At 56.3% G+C, this 23975-nt stretch carries 20 protein-coding genes; 16 read left to right on the forward strand and 4 right to left on the reverse strand.

The annotated features are described in order from the left end of the window. Positions 1 to 294 precede the first annotated feature (294 nt). A complete protein-coding gene (locus IPN28_02580) occupies positions 295 to 2031 on the reverse strand; it encodes a ShlB/FhaC/HecB family hemolysin secretion/activation protein (protein ID QQS57727.1) in 1737 nt (578 codons plus the stop codon). A 699-nt stretch (positions 2032 to 2730) separates the two neighbouring features. On the opposite strand from IPN28_02580, the gene IPN28_02585 reads away from it, so the two are divergent. The 14 genes from IPN28_02585 (at position 2731) to IPN28_02650 (ending at position 18859) form a co-directional block, all read left to right on the forward strand. Next, the gene (locus tag IPN28_02585) at positions 2731 to 8238 is read left to right on the forward strand and encodes a right-handed parallel beta-helix repeat-containing protein (GenBank protein QQS57728.1); all 5508 of its coding nucleotides are present in this window, start codon (positions 2731 to 2733) and stop codon (positions 8236 to 8238) included. 206 nt (positions 8239 to 8444) lie between these two features. Then, positions 8445 to 9065 carry a hypothetical protein gene (locus IPN28_02590; GenBank protein QQS57729.1) on the forward strand — a complete coding sequence of 207 codons (621 nt, stop codon included), beginning with the start codon at positions 8445 to 8447 and terminating at the stop codon, positions 9063 to 9065. A 69-nt stretch (positions 9066 to 9134) separates the two neighbouring features. Beyond that, complete coding sequence (locus tag IPN28_02595; GenBank protein ID QQS57730.1) at positions 9135 to 10358, forward strand: UbiH/UbiF/VisC/COQ6 family ubiquinone biosynthesis hydroxylase; 1224 nt, start codon at positions 9135 to 9137, stop codon at positions 10356 to 10358. A gap of 139 nt (positions 10359 to 10497) precedes the next feature. Further along, a complete protein-coding gene (gene rpmH / locus IPN28_02600) occupies positions 10498 to 10632 on the forward strand; it encodes a 50S ribosomal protein L34 (GenBank protein ID QQS57731.1) in 135 nt (44 codons plus the stop codon). A gap of 35 nt (positions 10633 to 10667) precedes the next feature. Then, positions 10668 to 11033 (forward strand): ribonuclease P protein component, encoded by a 366-nt coding sequence (gene rnpA, locus IPN28_02605; protein QQS57732.1) that lies wholly within the window; start codon positions 10668 to 10670, stop codon positions 11031 to 11033. Between the two features lie 10 nt (positions 11034 to 11043). Next, positions 11044 to 11343 (forward strand): membrane protein insertion efficiency factor YidD, encoded by a 300-nt coding sequence (yidD, locus tag IPN28_02610; protein QQS57733.1) that lies wholly within the window; start codon positions 11044 to 11046, stop codon positions 11341 to 11343. Positions 11344 to 11367: 24 nt separating this feature from the next. After that, positions 11368 to 13311 (forward strand): membrane protein insertase YidC, encoded by a 1944-nt coding sequence (yidC, locus tag IPN28_02615; GenBank protein ID QQS57734.1) that lies wholly within the window; start codon positions 11368 to 11370, stop codon positions 13309 to 13311. A 29-nt stretch (positions 13312 to 13340) separates the two neighbouring features. After that, positions 13341 to 13976 carry a YihA family ribosome biogenesis GTP-binding protein gene (locus IPN28_02620; GenBank protein ID QQS57735.1) on the forward strand — a complete coding sequence of 212 codons (636 nt, stop codon included), beginning with the start codon at positions 13341 to 13343 and terminating at the stop codon, positions 13974 to 13976. Between the two features lie 122 nt (positions 13977 to 14098). Beyond that, positions 14099 to 15370: a DNA recombination protein RmuC gene (locus tag IPN28_02625; GenBank protein QQS57736.1), complete on the forward strand. Its 1272-nt coding sequence runs from the start codon at positions 14099 to 14101 to the stop codon at positions 15368 to 15370. 70 nt (positions 15371 to 15440) lie between these two features. Continuing rightward, on the forward strand, positions 15441 to 15983 hold the full coding sequence (locus tag IPN28_02630; protein QQS57737.1) for a peptide deformylase: 543 nt from the start codon (positions 15441 to 15443) through the stop codon (positions 15981 to 15983). Next, positions 15983 to 16924: a methionyl-tRNA formyltransferase gene (locus IPN28_02635; protein QQS58514.1), complete on the forward strand. Its 942-nt coding sequence runs from the start codon at positions 15983 to 15985 to the stop codon at positions 16922 to 16924. Before IPN28_02630 ends, IPN28_02635 begins: the two co-directional genes overlap by 1 nt. Before the next feature lie 8 nt (positions 16925 to 16932). After that, positions 16933 to 17703, forward strand: a complete 771-nt coding sequence (truA, locus tag IPN28_02640; GenBank protein ID QQS57738.1) for a tRNA pseudouridine(38-40) synthase TruA — start codon at positions 16933 to 16935, stop codon at positions 17701 to 17703. Positions 17704 to 17705: 2 nt separating this feature from the next. Beyond that, entirely contained in the window at positions 17706 to 18029 is a 324-nt protein-coding gene (locus IPN28_02645) for a hypothetical protein (GenBank protein QQS57739.1), read from the forward strand. 68 nt (positions 18030 to 18097) lie between these two features. Further along, positions 18098 to 18859 carry a hypothetical protein gene (locus tag IPN28_02650; GenBank protein QQS57740.1) on the forward strand — a complete coding sequence of 254 codons (762 nt, stop codon included), beginning with the start codon at positions 18098 to 18100 and terminating at the stop codon, positions 18857 to 18859. Here IPN28_02650 and dapE read toward each other — a convergent pair. The 3 genes from dapE to dapD all read right to left on the reverse strand — a co-directional run bounded on the left by dapE (position 18847) and on the right by dapD (position 22064). Further along, complete coding sequence (gene dapE / locus IPN28_02655; protein QQS57741.1) at positions 18847 to 19974, reverse strand: succinyl-diaminopimelate desuccinylase; 1128 nt, start codon at positions 19972 to 19974, stop codon at positions 18847 to 18849. The two genes, IPN28_02650 and dapE, sit on opposite strands and share 13 nt — an antisense overlap. Positions 19975 to 19985: 11 nt before the next feature. Beyond that, positions 19986 to 21092 carry a hypothetical protein gene (locus tag IPN28_02660; GenBank protein ID QQS57742.1) on the reverse strand — a complete coding sequence of 369 codons (1107 nt, stop codon included), beginning with the start codon at positions 21090 to 21092 and terminating at the stop codon, positions 19986 to 19988. 123 nt (positions 21093 to 21215) lie between these two features. Next, the gene (dapD, locus tag IPN28_02665) at positions 21216 to 22064 is read right to left on the reverse strand and encodes a 2,3,4,5-tetrahydropyridine-2,6-dicarboxylate N-succinyltransferase (GenBank protein ID QQS57743.1); all 849 of its coding nucleotides are present in this window, start codon (positions 22062 to 22064) and stop codon (positions 21216 to 21218) included. Between the two features lie 74 nt (positions 22065 to 22138). On the opposite strand from dapD, the gene IPN28_02670 reads away from it, so the two are divergent. Next, positions 22139 to 23125 (forward strand): GNAT family N-acetyltransferase, encoded by a 987-nt coding sequence (locus IPN28_02670; protein ID QQS57744.1) that lies wholly within the window; start codon positions 22139 to 22141, stop codon positions 23123 to 23125. Between the two features lie 22 nt (positions 23126 to 23147). Beyond that, positions 23148 to 23966, forward strand: coding sequence for a DUF3108 domain-containing protein (locus IPN28_02675; GenBank protein QQS57745.1), 819 nt, complete (start codon positions 23148 to 23150; stop codon positions 23964 to 23966). Positions 23967 to 23975 lie beyond the last annotated feature (9 nt).

Below are 23975 nucleotides of genomic sequence, written 5' to 3' on the forward strand. Positions count from 1 at the left end.
GCGTAGGCGGGCATCCAGAAAGCTAAACGACAGAGAACGCAGGGATAAACAGAGAGTTTCGCGCCTATGGTCTCTGTTTTCCTCTGTTTATCTCTGTAGTTTATTTAAAAACAGATTCCTGCTTTCGCAGGAATGACAACAGAAGCGCCGCCCGCGTTGTGCCCGTTGTGATCGCCGTGTTTCAAAAAACACACACCGACACCCGCCGGACTTAGTCCACATCGTGTTTCCTTTTCTTTCAACAACTTGAAAGAAAACAACCGGACCAACTGAGCCCGCTCAACCGGACTAACTTCAGAATTTGTGATTGACGTTCACATAATACCGCGGGTCGGTATCGTCCCGTGCATCCACATCGCGTGTGAGCGGAAACGCCACGGCCAGCCCGGCCTGTGTCTTCTCGGTGATATCGGCTCTTACGCCCAGACCCGTGGAGCTGAGCGACTCCCGCTTGTCCGCCGAAGACGTCGCATCCTCGTTCCACACCCGCCCGATATCGAAGAAGGCGTAAAGCTGGTAATCCTCAATACCCTTGAGGGCGTAAGGCTCGTTCCAGTGCAACTCGGCCTTGCCCGCAATCCCGTCGTCTCCGACGATCTCGGATGGATCGTAACCGCGGCCCAGATTGATGCCGCCCACACCAAATTCCTCCGAGGACAGCAGCGGATCGTTCGACCATTGCCCCTGTCCGGCCACGAGCAGATTAACCTTCGACGTCACGCGCTGCAGCCGCTGCAAATTCAGCTCCGCCTTGAAATAGCGCGGATCGCCCCGCTCACGCGTGAGGTTGGAATCGCCCTTGTCGCTGGCCCCGAACCACGACACGCCTTTGGAAACCTCAAGGCTGGCGGAATTCACGCCCACGCCCAGCAGCGTATCGACATACTGCACGTTGCCCCCGGCCCGCACGGAAGTGATGCGGTCCTCCCGCGTGGGTTCAAGATTGTTCTGGCTGTCCACCTTGCGTTGATCAAGGGTGGCATAGCCGTTAAGATTCAAATTCCGCGAACGGATAAACGGATGATTGATCGTGCCGGACAACAGCGAGGAACGCCCCTCGACATCGAATTCCCGCAGCGTATAGCCCGGTTCCGTAGAGGTCAGGCTGGTCAGAAGCCGCACACTCGTCCCCTCCGACCACACCGGAATTTCATAAGAGAGGGAGCCAAAAAGAAGCTCGTCCACTTCGTCCTTCTGGTCACCCGCCATCACGAATTGCGCCGCGATCCGGTCGTTATACCCGAGAAAGGAATTGATCGCCGCGCTGGCCTGCCCCTCATATTCCCCGAGGAATCGGCTGCCGAAATTATCGAACCCGATCGCGGCCTCAACCTTGTCGCGCTCGACGATCACCGTCAGATCTGCCGCACCCGTCGTGGTTTTGGAAGGGCTGAGCACGGACCGCGCCGTCACCCCCGGCAAATCGTTAATGAGCAGCAGGTTGCGCTCCAGATCCTTGACATTCATCGCCCCGCCGCCTTGCAGGTGTCCGGCCAGCCTCTGGATCAGGTTGACTTCCGTTTCCTTGTCCACGCCCTGTACATTGACCTTATCGATAAACCCTTCAACGACCTGCAGCCGAACCGTTCCTGTTTCAATGGTCTGCGGCGGCACGACGACCTGCGTCAGCACAAAACCGTCATTGCGGTATTTCGTGGTCAGCGCCCCGGCAATCGCATAAATATCCGCCAGACTGACATTCTTGCCCAGCTTGTCGCGGTATAGCGGGTCGATATCCTCGGCCTTGTAAGTCGTCACCCCGTCGATCTGCAGCGTTTGCAGATCAAACCGGATAGTCTCCGCGCCTTCGGGCGCCTGCGCCGGCGGCGCACTCTTCACTTCGACATTGGACGACACGTCCGGCAATTTTTGCCCCTCGAGGAAACGCTCCTGCGCCCGCCCCGGATCGGCACTGCCCGTGGCGTCCGCCACCTGCGCGAAAGCCGGAGCCGGAATGAACCCAAGCGCACCCAGAACGGTGCCGCCGATGAGAGCCAGCCGGACGGAGGAAAACAATCGTATGCCTGTCATATCCTTACACCTTAGCCATAACGCCCCGGCGCAAAAGCGAATCATCGGAGCGCATGAAAAAATTTTCCAAAAATAAAAATACGCAGGGGGATAAGTAGAATAAAGTGACGCAGAAGAAGGGGTTATAAAGAAAAGCTGATAAGCGACCCCAGCAAAACCGAGAATATCTATTTTATCGAAACTTGCAAGGGCTTTTCTTTTGACCCGCGGTTGGGTTTGCAAAAACGAGTCCAGAAAATAAAAAATTTTATATTTTCATAAACACAAAAACATTTTCTTCTAATAAAACGAAAACGCAGGTCTGGCGCGAAGAAAAAAGAATTTGCACGTCATTTGCATAAAGGTTGATCCGGTGCATAAACCACAGAAGGGCGTCTAAAGATTTGTTTGCATCCTATTGAAAGCTTTTAAAAAAGATGCAATATAAGCGCAATGCACTCAAAAGAGTTCTGGAAAGACTTCTCTGGCAAGGCCGCAAGCGGCGCAGACAGTTTGTAACAGAGCGGCTTTGAAGGCTTTTTCAAATCTGGCGCATAAACGAGTCATGCGCCTCCGCCGTTAAAAACGGCAGACCCTTACTGCGTAAACACTGCTGCGTAAAAACCTGAACCCATACTGCGTAAACAGAGCAACGCGACAATCTTCGCGTCCGGTAAACGCTATTCTTTTGTAAAGTTTTATAAATAGAGGGACCAAAAAATGACAAAAATATCCGTGACCGCCATTCGCAAAACCGCCAGACTCCGTTTTCTTTTGACAACCACGGCGGTCTTGGCCTCCGGTTCCCTCATAAGTGCAAACAGCGCCTTAGCGGTCGATGACCACGCGGACTGGGACGGGGTGTCGATTGTCGAAGGGCAGGGCACGGTCACGGACACGGGCGTCGGAACGACGACCATCGACCAGATCTCCAACCGCGCCATCGGCGAGGCGCAGGAACTGCACATCGGCAAGATGGGCGAAGTCACCATCAATCAGAATTCCAAGGACTCCCTCTTTGTCGGCCGCGTTATCGGCGACCATTCTGACCCGACCCAGATCCTCGGCAAGCTCTCCGCCGATGGCCGCGTCATGATTATCGACCGCAACGGCGTGTTTTTCGGCCAGGATTCCACCGTCGATGCCTCCGGCATTGCCGTGACCACGGGCGACGTCGCCAACACCGACATCATGGATGGAAATGAAAACTACACGTTCCAGAATTTCGGCAACGGCGAGATCGTCCTCGAAGGCACCGTGAACGTCAATGACGCGGGTCTGGCCGCCTTCGTTGCGCCGACCGTCAAGAACCGCGGCGTGATTAACGCCAAGATGGGTAACGTCGTGATCGCCGGCGGCGAGAAGGCCACGCTTGACCTTTATGGCGACGGGCTGGTTGAAGTGGCCGTGGACGGCGCACTCGGCAACACGCTTCTGGAAAACAAGGGCTCGATCAACGCCGAAGGCGGATCGGTCGTCATGACCGCGCAATCCGCGAAGGACGTCGTGGACAATGTGATTAACAACGAAGGCCTGATCAACGTCAGCGCTGTCACCCAGCAGGGCGGCAAAATTATCCTCTCCGGCGGCGACAAGGGCAAGGTCAGCAATACCGGCAAACTCGACGCCTCGGGCACCACGGGCGGTTCCGTCAAAATCACCGGACAGGCGGTTGAACTGGGATCGGCTTCCGAAATCAAGGCCAACGCCTCAGGCGGCGAAGCCGGAAAGATTGAAACCCTCGGCGCTGAAAAACTGGCCGTGAACGGCAAGCTTCAGGCGCAGGGCGAAGGCAAGAGCGGATTCATCGAAACCTCCGCGCCGGACGTCTCTGTGGACGCCGGAACGGAAATCCGCGCCGGTAAATGGCTTCTCGACCCCACCAGCATCGTGGTCGATAACGCCCTCGCAGGCGTGATTGAAGGCCAACTCACCGTCGGCGACGCCGAAATCACCACCCCGGCGGCGGGTGTTCAACTCGGCCGTATCGACTTTAACAGCACGGTGGACTGGGCGACGGCCAACACCTTCACCGCCAACGCCATCGACGATATTTTCTTCAACGGCGGTGGTGGCCTCAATGCCACGGGCGGCGGCAATATCGTCCTCAACGCGGGCGATGATATCCGGATGTTCAACACCAGCACCGGCATCAACACCAACGGCGGCGACGTGACCCTGAACGCGTTTCAGGAAGTCGCCCTGCGCGGCGGCGCGGGCATCGACGCCAATGGCGGCGATATCGTCATCAACAACCAGACCGGGGGATTCTACGGCTTCGCCAACTCCCTGAACACCACCGGAACCGGAACGATTACCCTCAACCAGTTCAAGGACAATATTGAAAACCCCCCCGGCACCGTCTCGACCATCCAGAACGCGATTGACGCGCTCAACAACACCGGAACGGGCCTCAACACCATCAATGTCAAATCCGGCACCTACAATGAGCAGGTGAACATCGACCACGACCACATCGCGCTGATTGGCAAACCCGGCGACCCGCTGGTCCCCGGCGCGGCGGCGGATGCGCCCCTCGTGCAAGGAACCTCACCGACCGACGGCGTCGGCTTTAATGTCGTCGGCGACCTCTCCGATGTAACGGTCAGCGGCTTTAGAATCGACAACTTCAAAACGGGCGTCCGCGCCGATATCGGCGGCGGCACTGTCCATCCCGGCACGGGCCTCAAGGTAAACAACAATACGATGACCAATGTCGATCAGGGCGTATTTTCGGACGAAGTTGCAGACGTGCTGATCAGCTACAATGACATCGACGCCAAGAATCTCGGCGTTCACCTCGAGGATTCGGGCAGCAGCTTCTCCTTGATCGACAACAACATCTTCAGGAACACCCGCGGACCGCTGACCGGAACCGCCGTGTCGATCCGCGATACCTTCTCGGACGACGAGATGGCGGTCTACGTCGAAAGAAACGACATCAGCGGCTTTGATACAGGCATCGCGCTCGAGGAAGTAACGGAACTCACGCCGGATCTGATAAGAATTTACCAGAACAACATCACGGGGAATGACACCGGAATCCTAGCCGTGATCGGCTCGGATGCCGGAACAGCAAAAGCGTTCAACAACAACATCTCCGGCAATTTCTTTAAAAACATAGACAATTCCGGTTCGGGCGTATTCGACGCTTCCGGCAACTGGTTCGGCACCACCGATGAGGCCAGCGTGATCGCAAGCAACCTCGGTCTTGTCGATGTCTCGCCCTATCTCGCCAGCGGCACGGATGCGGATCTTGGCCTGAATGGCTTTCAGGGAGATTTCAGCACGCTTTATGTCACCGATGAGGGCGCGCAGACCCACGGTATCATCGACGAAGCCATTGGCCTTGTGAATCCTCATGGCCAGATTTTCGTCAATGACGGCCTCTACACCGAAAACATTCTGGTCGATAAATCCCTCAAGCTGACGGGCCTCGGCACGGCGGTCCTCAACCCTGAATTTGCCGGCGAGGCGCTGATGACCATCACGGCCTCCGACGTGAATATCGACCCGCTGGTCTTTGATGGCCTCGGCATCGTCAAGCACGGCATCGTCTCCAACAACACGGGCAACCACGGCCTCATCGTCGAGGGCAACACCTTCCGCAACTTCAAGAAAAGCGCGATTTTGCTGAAAGCCACCCAGGGCGGCAATATGCTGATCCGCGGCAACACCATGGAAGGCTCAATGAATCAGGGCATTCAGACGGGAACCCTCCAGAAGGGAACCTACATGACGATCGATAACAACAATTTCGGCTCGGAGGCCGATCCCCTGAACTATATCGGGGTCGATATCGGACGTCTCCGCAACTCTTCGGTGTATATTTCCGGCAACTCTGTGTACGCCAAGGACCGCGGCATCAGCGTCACCAACACGAAGGGCAGCACGGTCGAAATCGACCACAACCTCGTCAGAAGCACTCTGGCCGCCGTGAACTTCCACGGCATCGAGGGCGGATCGGAAGTAGCCATCCACGACAACGATCTTGTCTCCTCCCACGGAACGGGCATCCAGTTTAATACCGGCCCGGTCAACCCCTCGAACAACGTTTCGGCCTCGACGGTTTCCGTTTACGATAATATCAAAATCGAAGGCAACGGTGGTTTCGGGATAGATTTCTTCCCCGGCGATCTGAGCGGCGGTGCGGTGATCAACATCACCAATAACGAAACCATCAAGGGCTTATTGGACGGCATTTATGTCGGCGATGACACGCTCGGCGGCGCCACTGTGAATATTACAGACAACGGCACAATCACCGATACGCCGGACGGTCTGGTCGGCTCGAACGGCATTACCGGCCTTCAGGGCAATGGTATTAGGCTGAACAATATCGCCTCCTCGAACATCTCTGGAAACTATATCCATGATGTCGGTCAGGACGGTGTTGGCCTGTTCAACTTTAATAACACCGAAATCGGCCACAACCTGATTGAAAACACCGGCGATGACGGCATCGAGGCCGTGAACGGCGGGACGGTCAATATACACGACAACACCCTGCGCAACATCGGCGGAACGCCGGTTCTCCCGATCGCCCCGGCGGCCAAGGCCGAGATTTCAAGTGGCGATGAATGGGGCGCGGATGGCATCCACGTCCGCAACGTCGGCCTTCCGGTCCTGATGGATAGTGCCCCTGAATCCTCAGCCGGCCCGTCCGAGATTCCCTTCTACCCGGTCCTCATTCAGGGCAACAAGGTGGATACAACCACGGATGACGGGATCCAGGTGCTCTACAGCGGCGACGCCTATATCGCCAACAACAACCTGAGCAACATCGGCAGCCTCTTCGTTCCCTCCGCCGCCGCGCCTGAAGGGGCCACGGAAATCTCCGGTGTCGGTTTCGATACCTGGGGGGCCGACGGCATCCATGTCATCGCTCAGGAATCTGTAATTCCCTCGACGATTGAGGCTGAGGAAACCGCTGTCGGAACAGTTAACAAGACTACGATCATCAACAACACGATGAACGGGGTTTTGGACGACGGCATCGAGACGGTCGGCGTCAACGACCTTCTGATCGACTCCAACACGGTCAACAATGTCGGCGATGACGGGATCAACATCCTCGGTTTCGGGGGCTTCAGTGTCGATCCGCCGACCTCTTCGGGAGGGGACTCTGAATTTCTGGTCCTGCCCGGATCGTCCTACAACGCGGTCGTGACCAACAACACGGTCAGCGACGCCGGGGGTGACGGCATCCAGTCTGCGGGTTATGACACGCTGGACGTCAGCGGCAACAACGTCAGCAACGCCTTCTTCAATGGCCTCTATATCTCCGGCCCCAACAATGGCAGCGTTCTGATGCAGGACAACACCTTCACTAACAACGGCCATGTCGAAAGCGATGCTTTGGTTGGCGCGGGCGCCCGTTTCGAAAGCGGCGATATCGACATGAGCGATCTCACTCGCCCCAACTTCTTCGTGAACACGACGGGAGGCAAGGCGCTGGGGATGCAGTTCGATCCCGCCGAGAGCGTCATATTTACAAGTGCGGAATACGGCGAACTCTTCGCCGAGCCGCTCGTTCCGGTGACTCTAGCCAACCTGACCATCGTCAACGAAACCCTGGGCGCGACCACGTTTGATGGCTACACGCCGGAGGACAGCTTCTACGTCCGTTTTGAAGACGGGGCGATTCTGAATGATCTGGGCGAAGTCATCGTCATCGATGGCACCGACGCCACCTTCGACGGGATTCTGCCGTCCTCGACTGGAGACATCCTCTCGGCCGACGACCTGAATTTCATCGAGCAGCGCCTCTGGGATGCCGATGACCCGCTGCTCGATGGCCGCGGCCAGATCTTCGTGGGCGACCCCGCACAGCTCAGCCTCAACAACATCCAGGATTTCTTTAATGATTTCCGGGCTGGCGAAGGGCAGGGCAACGGACTGAACGTCACCATTCTGGGACTTCCGCCCGTCGGGCCGCTCGCTCCGCAGAATCTGAGCGCCCCGAATATTAACCTTGCGGACATCAGCCCGCAGGCGGGTGGAAGCGGAGAGCAGCAGACTCCCGACCAGCCTGTTGAGGTCGCCAATATCGACCCGGCGGCCGGTGGGGAAAATGAAGCTCCCGCAGCCGGAAGCTCCGAGCAGGTGGGGTGCTGGTCCGACCTGACCAATGTTCTGGGAACCGGCAAACCGGCCTCCATCAGCGACGATGGTTCCGCCGAAACCGCTATGGAGCAGGCCGTGAGCTGCGGAACCCAGCAAATCTGATAATTTCATAGAAAAAAACACAAAAAGCCCGTAAATGCGGGCTTTTTCCTTTATTAACCTTTTTATGTGATAAAAGACTTGCAAAGACCCTGGAATTTGGGCTTAAGTTAAAAAAATTTTTGAATAACAGGGGGTTGCACTCGCGTTATTTTCTGTCAAAATAAGGCGTTTTAAGACCCTTGGTTCGAAGGTAAGGTTTTTCTGAGATGTATGAAGACAATAACTGGAATGCAGTAACGGGTGACGAACTGGCCGGGTTTCTGGATCAAATCAACCCGATCGACGGAAAATACCGCACCTCCCCGCAAAGCACACAAGTATTCTGGCGCACCCTTCCCTTTTATGAAACGGTGGCCCTCATCCGCGTCAAGGATCCGAACTGGGTCAACAAGAAACTCAATATCTATTATCTGACCGACCAGGGCAGCCTGTTCCGTCTGAACGGAACCTCGCCCCCGATCCATGAGGTCAACAGCAAGGCACCCGTCAAGCTGAACGAAGCCAACGTGATGGAATATCTGCGCTTCTTCTGTTTCTTCGTCCGCGGCGAGGAAGGCCCATTCTACATCGCCGAATCCATCGAAGACCCCAATATGCCCAAGGAGATGGACGAGGTCACCCGCTCCGTCATCGAGGGGACCGTTCGCCCCGCCAGCTTCGAGGGTCTGAACGAACACGGCCATTTCCTCTGCGATGCGGTGGTCTTCTACTCGAACGCCCTCTTTATCGCCAACTTCGCCATCCAGCACACCGGCATGATCGAAATGCTGAACGATGAGCCGATCGCGGGCGACCTGAAGGCGAAGATCGAAACCCCGATCGCTTAATCCTCCCGTTTTAGGACAGGACCAATCTTCCGTTGCCGCGAAAGCGCAGCGGTGCTATAGCCTTGTTCCATGTCCGCTCGAAAAAAATCATCCTCGAAATCCAGCAGGAAAACCTATGACATCGTCATCGTCGGGGGCGGCCTTGCGGGCCTTTCCCTCTCCTGTTTGCTCGGCGAGACAACAGACCTGACCATCGCCTGCCTCGACCGCGAAAGCGTGGAGCACCATCTCCAGAACGACTCGCGCACGACCGCCATCTCTTATGGCTCCGGCCAAATTCTGGAACGGGCGGGGATTTGGAAGGCTCTGGAGCCGCTGGGCTGCCCGATCCGCGATATCCGCATCCTCGACGGCGACACCCCCGTCCTTCTGCAATTCCTGAGCGGTGAAATGCAGGGCCGCTCCTTCGGCTGGATTTTCGCCAACCGCGACCTGCGGACCGTCATGCTCAAAAAAATAGCCACCCTCAAAAACGTCAATCACATCGCCCCGGAGCAGGTCACGGGCTTTGAGCCGGACGAAGATCAGGTGAACATCGACCTGCGTTCGGGCAAAACCCTCAACGCCCGCCTTCTGGTCGGCGCGGACGGGCGCGGCTCCTTTGTGCGCGAGGCTCTCGATATCCCGGTGCGCGGCTGGGATTACGGCCAGCGGGCGGTCATCTGCAACATCGCCCATGAATTTCCACACGAAAACCGCGCCATCGAGAATTTCTGGCCCGAGGGTCCGTTCGCCCTCCTGCCCATGAACGACGATCCGCAGGGGCGGCACCTCTCCGCGCTGGTCTTCACCGAACACGGCCCCAAGCGCCGCTCCCTGATGCGCCTGAGCGACGAGGACTTCCGGCGGGAAGTCGCGGATAAATGCCCCGCCAGCTACGGCAGAATCGAACTCGCCTGCCCGCGCCAGTGTTATCCCCTCTCCCTGATCCACGCCGCCCGCTACATCGGCCCACGTACCGCGCTGGTGGCCGACGCCGCCCATGGCATCCATCCCGTTGCGGGGCAGGGGCTGAATCTGGGCTTCCGCGATATCGGCGAACTCGGCGCCCTCATTCAACAGGCCGCGGAGCCAGGACAGGATATCGGGGCACCCGAGCTTCTGGAAACCTACCAGCGCCGCCGCCGCCCGGACAATACGGCCATGATCGCGGTCACCGACGCGCTCGTGCGTCTGTTCTCCAACAATCTGCCCCCCGTGCGCCTCCTGCGCCGCCTAGGGCTGAAGGCCGTGGCCAAACTCCCCCCCGCCAAGCGTTTTTTCATGGCCAACGCGATGGGCCGAGAAGAGTAATCCTTCAAAAAGGCGGGCGAACCCTCTGAACCGACGGGATTTGACAACCCCCGCCTGAAAGGTTATAAACCAGCTTCTTTTTAAGAAAAGACAGAGATTCCGCCCCTGAAAAGTGGGCCAATAGTTTGAAGGTGAAAATATGAAAAGAACATTCCAGCCCAGCCGCATCGTCCGCAAGCGCCGCCATGGCTTCCGCTCACGCATGGCCACGAAGAACGGCCGGATCGTTCTGGCCCGCCGCCGCTCCAAGGGCCGCAAGCGCCTGAGCGCTTAATCAAGGGCGCGGGCCTTGAACGGAGGCTCGCCCTCATGCACGCGACCAGAGAACAACTCAAATCCTTAAAGACCCTCAAAAAACGTAACGAATTTCTGAAAATGAGAGCGGGCCGGAAGTGGGTGTCGCATGGTCTGATCCTGCAGATTTGCAATAACGACCTCGGCATTACACGGATCGGCTACACGGTTACAAAAAAAACGGACAAATCCGCCGTAGGCCGCAACCGCATCAAGCGCCGTCTGCGGGCGGTCGCCGCTGACATCCTGCCACTTTATGCCCGAACAGGGGTGGATTATGTGCTGATCGGGCGGGAGCAGACCGCAACCCGCCCCTATCATTTGCTGCAGAATGATTTAAAGTGGTGCCTGCAAAAAACAGGCTACATCAAGGAAGAATGAGCGCTCAGCGATGGACCGGGCATTAACCCGTTTTTTTCAGTGTCTGATCCGTATTTATGCCCTCGCGGTGTCGCCTCTTATTGGGCGCAACTGCCGCTTTGAGCCGACCTGCTCGTGCTATGCCCACCAAGCTCTGGAGCGGCACGGAACGCTCAAAGGGCTATTACTGACTCTCCTGCGCCTGCTTCGCTGTCACCCCTGGTCGAACGCGGATTGGAGCGATCCAGTTCCCGAACGGTTTACACTCCGCTCTCTCTTGCGCTATAAACGCCAAGGCCCGACCCGGAGCGGACGGATCGAAATCGAATAACACCTACAGGGACGAGCTTTTCCGATGAACAACAAAGAACAAATGCACCCGGAAGATTTCCGCAATCTCGTTCTTTTTGCGGTTTTGTCCCTGATGCTCTGGTTTGTTTGGGATAATTATATCACCCGTCCCCAGATGGAAAAATTGGAGAAGGCGAAGAAAGCCAAAGCCGAATTGATCGTCAACGCACCTGAAGTCATGCAGCCTGTGACTTTGATCGAGCGGCAGGATGCGATTGACAAAACCCTGTCCGAGCGCGTGATTTTCGAAAACGATCATCTGATCGGCTCCCTGCAGCTTAAGGGCGGGCGGATCGACGACGTCAAACTCAAGGATTACTTCCAGACCCTTGAAAAAAAGGACAAGGTCATTTTGCTCTCCCCGGACCAGACCGAAGGGGCGCGCTATATTGACTATGGCTGGGTCTCTGAGGATAAAAACCTCAAGCTGCCGGATGCGGAAACGCTCTGGGCCGTCAAGTCCGGCGGCAAGCTTACACCCGGGCAGGCTTTGGTTCTCTCGTGGGACAACAGTCAAGGGGCTGTGTTCGAAAAGCACATCACGCTTGATGAGACCTACGGCATTAAGATCGAACAAAAAATCACCAATAACACGCAAGCGCCGCTCTCCGTCCTGCCATATGCATTGATCGCTCAGATTGGCATCCCGAAGGATTTTACCGGGCGCTGGACGGCCTACGAAGGGCCGATCGCCTTTGTCGGCGGGGAACTGGTCCACGCGGATTACGCGCATATGCTCAAGGAACGTAAAATCACGCGGGAGGCTGAAACCGGCTGGATCGGCATCACCGATAAGTACTGGCACACCGCGCTGGTGCCCACGCAGGCGCTGAACGTCAAGTACCGTTTCCTGTTAACACCCGACCCGATCCACCCGGAGATGAATCGCTATCAGACGGATTTTACGGGAAGTCCCAAGACTATCGGCGCGGGGCAGACCTTGGGCAGCGATTTCAATCTCTATCTGGGAACAAAAAAGCTTTCGGCATTGGAGCAATATGAAGCGGAGTTTAAGGTCGCAAACTTCGACTTGGCCGTGGATTTCGGCTGGTTCTGGTTCTTCACCTACCCGTTCTACTGGGCGCTGCATTTCCTTGGCCTGTGGGCGGGCAATATGGGCGTCGGGATCGTCCTCCTGACGATACTCCTTCGCACGGCCGTTTTTCCCTTGACGAAGACAACCTTTCACTCCTTTGCCAAGATGCGCGTGGTCCAACCCCAGATCGTCGAAATACGCGATAAATTCGGCAACGACAAGGAGCGGATGCAGCAAGAGATCGTTGAGCTTTACCGCAAAAACGGCGTCAACCCGCTTTCGGGCTGTCTGCCCGCTTTGGTCCAGATTCCGATTTTCTTTGCGCTGTATAAAATCATATTGGTTTCAATAGAATTACGTCATGCGCCCTTCTTCGGCTGGATTCAGGATCTCTCCGCCCCTGATCCAACCTCGGTCTTTAACCTTTTCGGCTTGATCCCCTGGACACCGCCGCATGCCCTGATGATTGGTGTCTGGCCGTGCCTGATGCTCGGTGTCATGCTGATCCAGAAACGCCTGACCCCGCCGCCGCAGGATCCCATCCAGCGCGATATGCGGAATTACTTTCCCTTCATCATCACTTACATCATGGCGCAGTTTGCTTCAGGTCTCGTTGTGTACTGGACGTTCAGCGGCCTCCTCTCGGCGATGCAGCAGGCCTACATTATGAAGTCAGTCGGCGTGCCGATCCATCTGTTCAGCAAGGACGAGGCCGAGAAGGAACTGGAAAAGAAAGTCGAGGAAGGCCCGGAGGCCCATCCCTTGATCGACATGGCGGAGCAGGACGCAGAACAAGCGCTGTTCGGTGAGGAAAACGAAACGCCCTCGGTTCTGCCCGGACCCGGCGACGAAGGCGGATCGAACGTGGTTTCACTGAAACCGCCCAGGCCGAAAAAGAAAAAGAAGAAATAGCGGCTACCCAAAGATAAGGCATCAGATATATGCAGCAGCCATTCACCGACCAGCAGATCGAGGCGGCGCGGATTCTCTTTTCCGGCCCCTGCGACTTCATGCTCGGCGTCGCGGGATTGGAGCAGTTGCCGGAGACGGACCGACCCGAAGTGGCCTTCGCCGGCCGTTCGAACGTCGGTAAATCCTCCCTTGTGAACGCTCTGACCGGACGCAAGACACTCGCCCGCACGTCAAACACACCGGGCCGCACACAGCAGCTCAATTTCTTCAACCTCGGCGATGCGCTGAACCTCGTCGATATGCCGGGTTACGGTTATGCCAAGGTGTCGAAAACCCAGATCGCGGACTGGACGAAACTGATTTTTAAATATCTGCGCGGCCGCGCGAATTTACGCTGCGTGTTCGTGCTGGTCGATGCCCGCCACGGCCTGAAGGACAGCGACGGGGAGTTGATGGATATGCTCGATGAGGCCGCCGTGTCTTACCGCGTTGTCCTGACCAAGATCGACAAGATCAAGGATCAGGAACGCGAGACAACAGCGCAGGAAACTCTGGCCGCCCTGAGCAAGCGCGCCGCCGCCTTTCCCGGAATTTCCCTGACCAGCGCGGAAAAGGGAACGGGAATCCCCGATCTCCGGGCTGTGATTGCGGGTTATGCCGGATAACGGAAGATTATCCACAACAAACGTTCACTCTTTGTTTCCTTTTTCGCAAAGCTTGTGTAGGATGGGGGCAGGGAATCGAATCTCTCTCCCGGACCGATAGACAATTAAATCAAACGGACACCATGGACTCCTTCGCGCAACAGATCGCCCGCCTGCAGGAAATAATGAACGCGCATCCCGAAATCGGGATGGCGGTCGGTGGCTTCGGCCTCGGACTTGTGATCGCCAGCCTGTTCGCGCTTCTCTCGCGCCAGAAACTTCTAGCCCGCGCCATTTCCGCAGAGGCGCAGTTGGAGGCGCAGAAGGACGCCCTGCAGCAGGCCGGGGAAATCCTCGACCAGCGGTTCCGCGTCGCCGCGCAGGATGCGCTGATGACCAGCAACGAACAATTCCTGCAACTCGCCCGCGAACGCCTCGGCGCCCAGCAGACCGAAAGCGCCCACGATCTCGAAAAACGTCAGAAGGCCATCGCCGAACTCATCAATCCGGTGCAAGAACACCTCAAGGCGCTCTCCGGCGCGATCGAGCAGGTCAAGGGCACGGACCTCGCCCTGCGCGAAGACCTCAAAAACCTGGGCCGCGAAACCGCGAAGCTGGTCGGCGCATTGCGCGACCCGTCCGCGCAGGGACTCTGGGGCGAATTCATCCTCGAAGGGGTTCTGGATAAATCCGGCCTGATCAAGGGAGTCCATTACGAAACGCAGGTCACAATCCATTCCGAAACGGGACGCCAGCGGCCCGATGCCGTCATTCGGATGCAGGACGGATTCAACATCATCGTGGATGCCAAGGCGCCCATCAACGAATTCGTCCAGCGCCTCTCCGAAGATCTGAGCGCGGAGGAAACGCAAGCCGTCATGCATAACCTCGCCCGTCAGGTGCGCGAACACGTCAAGGCGCTGGGCGGTAAAACCTATTGGGAGAATATCGAAAGCCCGGATTTCACCGTCATGTTCCTGCCCTCCGAGCATCTCTATTCCATGGCTCTGCGCGCTGATCCCTCCCTTGTTGAATACGCCGCGCAGAAGGACGTCATCATCGCCTCCCCGACTCTCCTGATGTCCCTGCTGCGGGTTGTCTCGCTGAGCTGGCGGCAGGTCGAACTGGCCCAGAACGCGCAGGAGATTTCCGAGCGCGGTCTTGATCTCTATAAGCGCCTCGTGACCTTCTCCGGCCATATGGAGAAAATCGGCAAAGGACTGAAAAACGCGCTGGAGGGTTATAACTTCGCGGTCGGCTCCCTGGAACGCAACGTCCTGCCCGCCGCCCGCAAGTTTAAAGACCTGCAGCGCCAGACCCACGGCGCCGAACTGCCCGCCTTCGAGCCGCAGGACGACAATATCCGCCACCTGACCCTCGCCGCCGAGGACGAGCCGGAAAAGAAGCGGGCGTAACGCCTTCTATTCCGGCCTTTTCCCCGCGAATTCTTGACCTTAAAGGCAAAAACCGATACGTCTTTTCCCCATGACCACGATCAAAACCTATGAAATCATCACGGTCCCCGACCCGGTCCTGCGCGAAACCGCGCAGCCCGTCAGCCGCATGGACGACGCCATCCGCAAACAGATGGACCGGATGCTCCAGACCATGTACGACGCGCCGGGCATCGGCCTTGCTGCCAATCAGGTGGGGCTTCTCAACCGCGTGCTGGTGATGGACCTCAGCAAGCGCGAGGAAAAGGAAACCGGCAAAAGTAATCAGGTGCCGATCTTCATGGCCAACCCGGAAGTGATCTGGGAATCCGAGGAAATCAGCGTTCTGGAAGAGGGCTGCCTCTCGATCCCGCAGCAATACGCCGAAGTCGAGCGCCCCGCGCAGGTGCGCGTCAAATATATCGACTACCACGGCAAGGAGGCGGAACTGACCGCCGAAGGCCTGCTCTCCCATTGCGTCCAGCACGAAATCGACCACCTGAACGGCGTTCTGTTCGTGGATTATCTTTCCCGCCTCAAGCGCAACATGATGCTCCGCAAGGTCGAGAAAATGAAAAAGCAGCAGGTTCTGTGATGGACAAACCCCTGCGGCTCGCCTTCATGGGAACGCCCGCTTTCGCCGTTCCCGCCCTTGAGGCGATTGTGAACAGCCATCACAAAGTCGCCTGCGTCTATTCCCAGCCGCCGCGCCCGAAGGGAAGAGGAAATAAAATCCAGCCCTCCCCCGTCCACGCCTTCGCGGAGGAACGCGGCATCCCCGTCTACACGCCCGTCAGCCTCAAGAAGGCGGACATCCAGAAGGAATTCGCCGCGCATCAACTGGATATCGCCGTGGTCGCCGCTTACGGTTTGATCCTGCCTAAGGAAATATTGCAGACACCAAAATATGGCTGCCTGAATATCCACGCCTCGCTTCTGCCGCGCTGGCGCGGCGCATCGCCGATTCAACGCGCCATCTGGGAGGGCGATAAATATAGCGGTATTACGATCATGCAGATGGACGAGGGGCTGGATACCGGCCCGATGATCGACCACACCTCTATCCCGCTCAAAGACGACATGACGGTCGCGTCCCTCCAGGACTCTCTCGCCAAAATGGGCGGAGAGCTGATTGTAAAGGTTCTGAATAAACTGGCGAAGGAGGGCGAATTGAAATCAACGCCTCAGGATAACGCCAAGGCGACATACGCTCATCTTCTGAAAAAGGAAGACGGAAAAATCGACTGGCAGAAGGATGCGGCATCCATCGACCGCCAGATCCGCGCCCTCAATCCGTGGCCGGGGACATGGACGGAATGTGGCGAGCGGAGATTTAAAATTATCTCCGCCCACAAGACGAAGCAGACGACGAAAGAAAAGCCGGGAACCATCATCGACCGCCTCGGCGATGTTTCCTGCGGTAAGGGCACCGTCCTCAAAATCCAAAAACTCCAGCCCGACGGCAAGCAGGCGATGGACTTTATCTCCGCCCTCAATGGCGGTTATATCGGCGATCAGTCGAAGGTTTTTAAATAAGGCCGCCGATGCCCACGCGCTGGAAATTCACGATTGAATATGACGGCAGCGGATTTTCCGGCTGGCAGCGGCAGGAGGAGGGCATCCCGACCGTCCAGAACGCTATCGAGCAGGCGATCAAAGCCTTCAGCGGCCAGAGCGTGACCCTTCATGTCGCGGGCCGCACCGACGCGGGCGTCCATGCAAGGGGGCAGGTCGCGCACGTCGATTTGGAGGAGTTCTCAAAGAAGATGGAACCCTTCGAGGTGGCCAAGGCGATCAACGCGCTTCTGCGCCCGCAGGCGGTCAGCATCCTGCAGGCCGAGCCCGTTGCGCCGGATTTCGAGGCGCGCTACCACGCGAAAAGCAAGACCTACCGCTATCGCATCATTAACCGTTATCCGCCGTTGGCGCTGGATCGGGACTTGGCCTGGAATATCAAAAAGCCGCTCGATGTCGCCGCCATGCGCGAAGGCGCAAAGCTTCTGATTGGCCATCACGATTTTTCCACCTTCCGCGATGCGGAGTGTCAGGCGGCCTCCCCCGAGAAAACCCTCGATAAAATCGAGATCACGGATCGTGAGTATGACTCTTGCGGCGGACGGGAAATTTTTTTTGAATTGAAGGCCCGCTCCTTTCTTCACCACATGGTGCGTAATATCGCAGGAACGCTCTCTTTGGTCGGCGAAGGGAAATGGAAGCCGCAAGACGTCAAGAAGGCTTTGGACACCAGAGATCGAACGAAAGGCGGACCCACGGCCCCCGCTTACGGGCTTTATCTCATGCGTGTGGAGTATTGAGCATGAAATGGCTGGACACCTATCGCCTGACGGTTTTTGTACCCGAAGAGGCGCTTGAGAGTTTTGTTAAAGCCGTCAGCCCGAAAATTCCAGCCTTTCTTGGAAATTACGATCATGTCTGCTGGTGGTCGGAGCGGGGGACCGAGCAGAGCCGTGAGAGCGTGCAGGGCAAGATCGAAAGGGTGCCGTGCGTGAAATTTGAATGTTCCCTGCCGAAGGATACCAACCTGCTCGAACGTTTTATTGAGGAAAGAGTAAGGCCCGCGCACCCGTGGAAGGAGCCGGTGATCCTGATCGCAGAATATAAAATTATGAAAAACAAATGAGTCGGGAATTGTTTTTTACTGGCCGATCCGATATGAATGAAGAACCACCCCAAAACAGGATGAACCCCATGAAACATCTTCTTCTCTGCGCAGCGGCACTTGGTTTTATCTCTTTTTTATCCGGCCCGGCTTTCGCGGTAAGCTACACGGCGACTCCGCAAGAATCTGAATCCGAGTCCAGTTTGGATGCATCAGATCAGAAAAACGAGGAGGAAGAAAGGAAGAGTACCGAAGGGTTGACCTTTGAAGAGAAGATGAAGGAATTCAATTCGACCAAGGCGTTTTTGACCGAGTCAAGAAAGCTTTTCGCCGGACAAGTCAGCGACAACGAAGACCGGGCGATAGGGGAAATAAAGGACATTATCATAGCAGAAGGGGGAGAGGTTTTGGGAGTAATGGCCGTTTTGGGGAGGCTTTCCATGGGGAATGCCTATTTAAACGCACAGGATATGAAACTTGAGGGCGCACAAAAGGGCTATAAAATTGGCTTTTCCGGGGATGACGTAAAAAAAATATTTATAGAGATGCCCAATAAACCGCCACAAAGCCCCGAAGGAAAAATTCTTTCGGCTAAGGCCCTCTACAAGCAGGATGTAATCACTCTTAAAGGGGATAGTTTCGGAGAAATCGTAGATATACTCTTTTCAGAGGACGCTATGCGAGTAGAAGCGGTTTTAACCGAGGTGAATTTTGGACCTGTAAGAAAAACCTTGGTCGCAGTCCCTGTAGAGGCTTTATCATTTAGTCAAAAGCGCACGAAGCCGATCTTCACGATCGATTCAAAAATGGCGGCCAAAGTTATGGACTTCGCAATCGCTCAAAAAAAATAAAGCATCAAAATCCGCTCATAAATCCGGGTAAGGTCTTCAAGGTCTTTGACGGAAGCGTGTTCGTCGATCTGGTGGATGCTGGCGTTGATCGCGCCGAACTCGACGACCGGGCAGTAATTCACGATAAACCGCGCATCCGACGTGCCGCCGTTGGTCGTGTATTCGGCCTTTTTCCCGGTAATATCCTGAACGGCTTTTAAGACAAGCGCCGACCAGTCTCCCGGCCGGGTGATAAAACTCTCCGCCCCGCAGGACAGCTCCAGTTCATAGGGGTGTTTGACCTTGTCGAGGATATCGACGATTTTTTGACTGATGGTTTCCGAACTCCAGCGGTCGTTAAACCGGATATTGAACGTGGCCCTGCCTTCGGAGGGGATCACATTGCTGGCGGGATTACCCACATCGATCGTCGTGACCTCCAGATTGGTTTGCGGAAAATAGGCCGAACCTTTGTCGAATACGTGATCGCTGAGCGCATCCAGCATTTTGATCAGCGGAGGCAGCGGATTATGCGCCAGATGCGGGTAGGCCACATGGCCCTGTTTTCCGGCAACTCTTAAAGTTCCCGAAAGCGAGCCGCGCCGCCCGATTTTGATTTCCTGTCCCAGCGTATCGGGATTAGTGGGTTCGCCCACCAGCGCAACATCGGGGAGATGCCCGTGTTCCTTCATCCATTCCAGAACCCGCACCGTGCCGTTGACAGCCGGCCCCTCTTCATCTCCGGTTATAAGCAGGCTGATGCTCCCGTCGAAATGTTTCTTCCGCTCGATAAATGAAACGGCGGCGGCGGCGAAGGCGGCTACAGCGCCTTTCATATCGGCGGCTCCGCGTCCGTAGAGAATGCCGTTATGGACTTCAGCGCCGAACGGGGTGTGGGTCCATTTTTGCTCCGGCCCCGTCGGCACGACATCGGTATGTCCGGCAAAGCACAGATGCTTGCCCCCTGTGCCGTAGCGGGCGAACAGGTTCGGTACGTCTTCGAACTGTAAATGCGAACAGGAAAAACCGACAGCGGAAAGCTTTTGAGCCAGAAAAGCCTGCGCCCCCGCATCTTCGGGGGTCACGGACGGGCAGCGGATCAGACCCTGCGCGAGAGAAAGGACGTCATAACTCATGCACGGGTAGCTTAACGGTTAAAGTCGGGAATGTCATCAGTGCCGGTTCGGGAACCGGCGGCTCCGCCTGCTGAGTCGCCAGACCCTGAACCGGAACCTTTTGAGCCGCCGGAACCAGAAATTATTCCGCGGTCAATATCTGCGTCTTTTGCCGGAGTTTTAGCCAGATGAGTTTCGGGATAGGTGTGCCGGATGCGCTCGGCGGCGAAGATCAACGGATGAAAACCTTTCGGAAGCTTCTTAAAGCCTTTATCCGGCATTTCGCTTCGCAGATCGTTATCATCCGTGATCTTCTTACCCGTATCGACGATATAATAACGGCAGACCTGTGATTCCTGCTGGATAACAAATTCAAGAGCCTTATAGATTTCCGCCTGAGAGGGAAAGGCCAGAGAAGCATCGCGCACATAATCGCTTTGGAGCTGAAGAGTTTTGGCAACATAAAAAGTCATCCTCATTTTATCTTCCGGGCCTTCGTTTTCCTTCACGCCGATCAAGGTCATGATGTTATGGGCGCGGTCAATCATCTTGGCAACGGACGCGTTTCGCATCTTCTGAATGGCCAGATAATATTCGTAATCGTTTTTGTAGCGTGGCGTACCCGTTTTTCCATATCTTTTGGAAATAACATCAAAATTTTCAAGGAATTCGTCTATCGCTGAGCTATCCATAAACCCCTTTTCGTTACGGAGATACCGTGAGAGATCTTCTGGGATGACGCCGAAATCTTCACCCAGGTCATGGGAGAAAATCACGGCGAGGATGCCCTCAGGGTCATCGACATGAAGCCCGTCCTCAATACAGCTGATGAACCAGATGGCCTGGGTGATTTCGTGCAGAGAACTCGGCGTTTTACCGTCTTTGCGGACAAGGCCGATTTTGCGATCAAGGGTAAAGTCGAGCAGGGCTTCGGCAAAACTATAATGTTTGGCGTGCAGCCAGCCGCGTAAATCTTTTACGAGAGGCATAAAATTCTTAATGACGTCATCTTCGGAATTATAACGGCCCGTGCTGGTCAGGTATTCGGCAAAGGTGTCACGCCACCGAAACAAATCGCCGCTTGCTACGCGCCGGAAAAACGCAGGCAGACTCTGCCAGTCAGGAACATTTAAATTCATAAAATAAACAACCTAAAATAAACCCGTTCTCGCTCGAGGCTGAGAATGGATATCACATTGAAATATTATTATCCAGAAAAACGTTGTGCAATGCAATAAAATAATTGCAAATCAAGAGGTTATCTAGTCTCTGAGCAGATCGTTTACCGCCGTCTTACTGCGGGTTTTTTCATCCACCTGCTTGACAATCACCGCGCAGGCAAGACCGGGTCCGGGGCTGCCGTCCGGAAGAGGCTTCCCCGGAAGGGTTCCGGGGATCACAACGGAATAGGCCGGAACGCGGCCCATATGAACCTTGCCGGTGGCGCGGTCCACGATTTTGGTCGAGGCGCCGATGAAGACGCCCATGGACAGCACCGCGCCCTGTTCGACGATCACACCCTCGGCCACTTCGGAGCGGGCGCCGATAAAGACGTTGTCCTCGATGATAACCGGCTCGGCCTGCAGAGGCTCCAGAACGCCGCCGATCCCGACGCCGCCGGAAATATGACAGTCCTTCCCGATCTGGGCGCAGGAGCCGACCGTGGACCATGTGTCGATCATCGTGCCGGAATCGACGTAGGCGCCGACATTCAGAAAGCTGGGCATCAAAACGGCCCCGGGCGCAACATAGGCCGAGCGGCGCACAACGCAATCCGGCACGGCACGGAAACCCGCCGCCTTGAATTCTTTCTCGCCCCAGTTCTTGAATTTGCTGTCCACCTTGTCGTACCAGTGCCCGCCGCCCGCGCCGCCGGAAATCAGCTTGGTGGCGTTCAACCGGAAGGAGAGAAGTACGGCTTTTTTCAGCCACTGATTGACGACCCACGCGCCGTCATTTTTCTGGGCAACCCGCACTGAGCCGCTGTCCAGCAGGGAAAGCACCTCCTCGACGGCTTCCTGAATCTTCCCGCCCGTATCGGGTCCGATATTGGCGCGGTCGTCCCATGCTTGATCGATTGTGGTCTGCAAATGAGCATGAAGAGCGGACATGGCGGCAACCTTCCTGTGAATGATGGGCGTAATCCGATTGAATTGACCATGCCGGACCTGCAAAATCAAGCATCATGCAAGAAAAAAAGGCACATTCGGTTACCTTGTCTGAGGCTTCATCCTGCCGCCTGATCTGGAGTTCCGGCGTAACGCCGGAAGGGGAGAAGATTTTCAACCGCATCCCGCGATCAAACCTGTTGCAGAGTTCGGCCTACGGGCAGGCGATGGCCCGCCTGAACAACCAGCGCCTGCGGCAGGCGGTCATCCTGCTGGATGGTGAGCAGGCCGGGATCGTTCAAATTCTGGAAGCAGGGTTGTTTAACAACAGGATTCTGGGTGCCCATCTCGACCGCGGACCGCTCTGGCTTGAAAACAAGGGCAGACCGGAACATTTTGAAGCGTTTTTAGAGGCGCTCAGACGGGATTATCCAAAAAAATTCGGCCGAAAGATGCGCTTCATTCCCGAATGTGAAGACATCCCTCCTAACACTAAGATTTTGGAAGAGAGAGGGTTTAAAAGAGCCTCGGCCCCCTACCGGACCCTTTGGCTTGATCTCCGGCCTTCTATGGAGAGGCTTCGCGCCAAAACGGCCAAAAATTGGCGCGGCGCCCTGAAAAAGGCGGAAAATCAGGGGATTGAACTCGTAGGGGACGGGCAGGGCAAGCTTCTGCCCTGGTTTGTCGCCGGATATAGGCAGGATAAGGCGGAAAAGAAGTATGACGGGCCGTCCCCGCGCACCCTGTCGGTTCTGACTCAAGCCTTTTTGAAGAGAAAAAGTGCATATATCGGCTGTGCAAGTCTGGACGGGGAGCCGCTGGCAGGTGTATTAATCATGTGTCACGGGAAAAGCGCGACCTATCAGGCAGGCTGGACGACACAGGCCGGACGTGAGCGTTGCGCGCACCATCTCTTGCTGTGGGAAGCATTGAGAGTATTAAAGGAGAGGGCAATAGATGATTTCGATCTGGGCGGCATTAACGAAACGCAATCCAAGGGCGTCAAGACCTTCAAGGAAGGATTGGGCGGAACCCTCGTTCAGACTCCGGGCCTTTGGACTTAGGGCTTTAACCGCTCTGGCTCTGGTGTCGCCATCCGCATCGGCCCAAGCGCAACAGGCCAAATCCCCCGACGTGCAGCGCATGAAGTACGAAGTCTATGCCAGCGGTGTGGACGCGGTCTCCGCCGAGATGCAGATCGACCTGCGCGAAAAAAATTACTACCGCATGATCTTCGGCGCGGCCACGCAGGGCTTCCTCGCCAGCATGGTCCCGTGGGAAGGCACTTTTGAGTCAAAGGGATGGATGATGCAAGGCGGCAAGCGCCAACCCGAGATGCATGAATCCATTGCCTCCTGGAAAAAAGAGCGGGAGGTCAAAACCTACCGTTACGGCAAGGACGGCTCCTTCATCGATCTGATGACCAGCTACACGACGAAAAAACCGAAGAAGGAAACGCCTGACAAAAAGCTGACCGACCAGACCACGGACGTCCTCAGCGCCACGCTGGTGATGATGGAGGAACTGGCCCGCGGCAAGAAGTGCGACGGCTATTCGGAGATCTATGACGGCAAGCGCCGCTATGGCATGGCTTTCCAGCATCAGCGTTACGTCATGATCAAGCCGACCCGCTACAATGCTTACAGCGGCCCCGCCGTGGAATGCGTCGTCGAGGTCACGCCCCGCGGCGGTGAATGGCACAAAAAGCCCCGCGGCTGGCTCTCGATCCAGGAGCAGGGGCGCGAACGAGGAACCATGCCAACCGTGTGGTTCGCCATGATCGGGGAAAACAACAACATTGCCGTTCCGGTGCGTGTACGCGTCAAGACCGCTTATGGTACGCTCTTCATGCATCTCACCTATTTCGAGCGCGGGAATCTGGTTCTCACGCAGAAAAAGGACTGAGAAAACTCT

Source organism: Alphaproteobacteria bacterium, assembly GCA_016699735.1.
Classification (GTDB): domain Bacteria; phylum Pseudomonadota; class Alphaproteobacteria; order Micavibrionales; family Micavibrionaceae; genus JAGNKE01.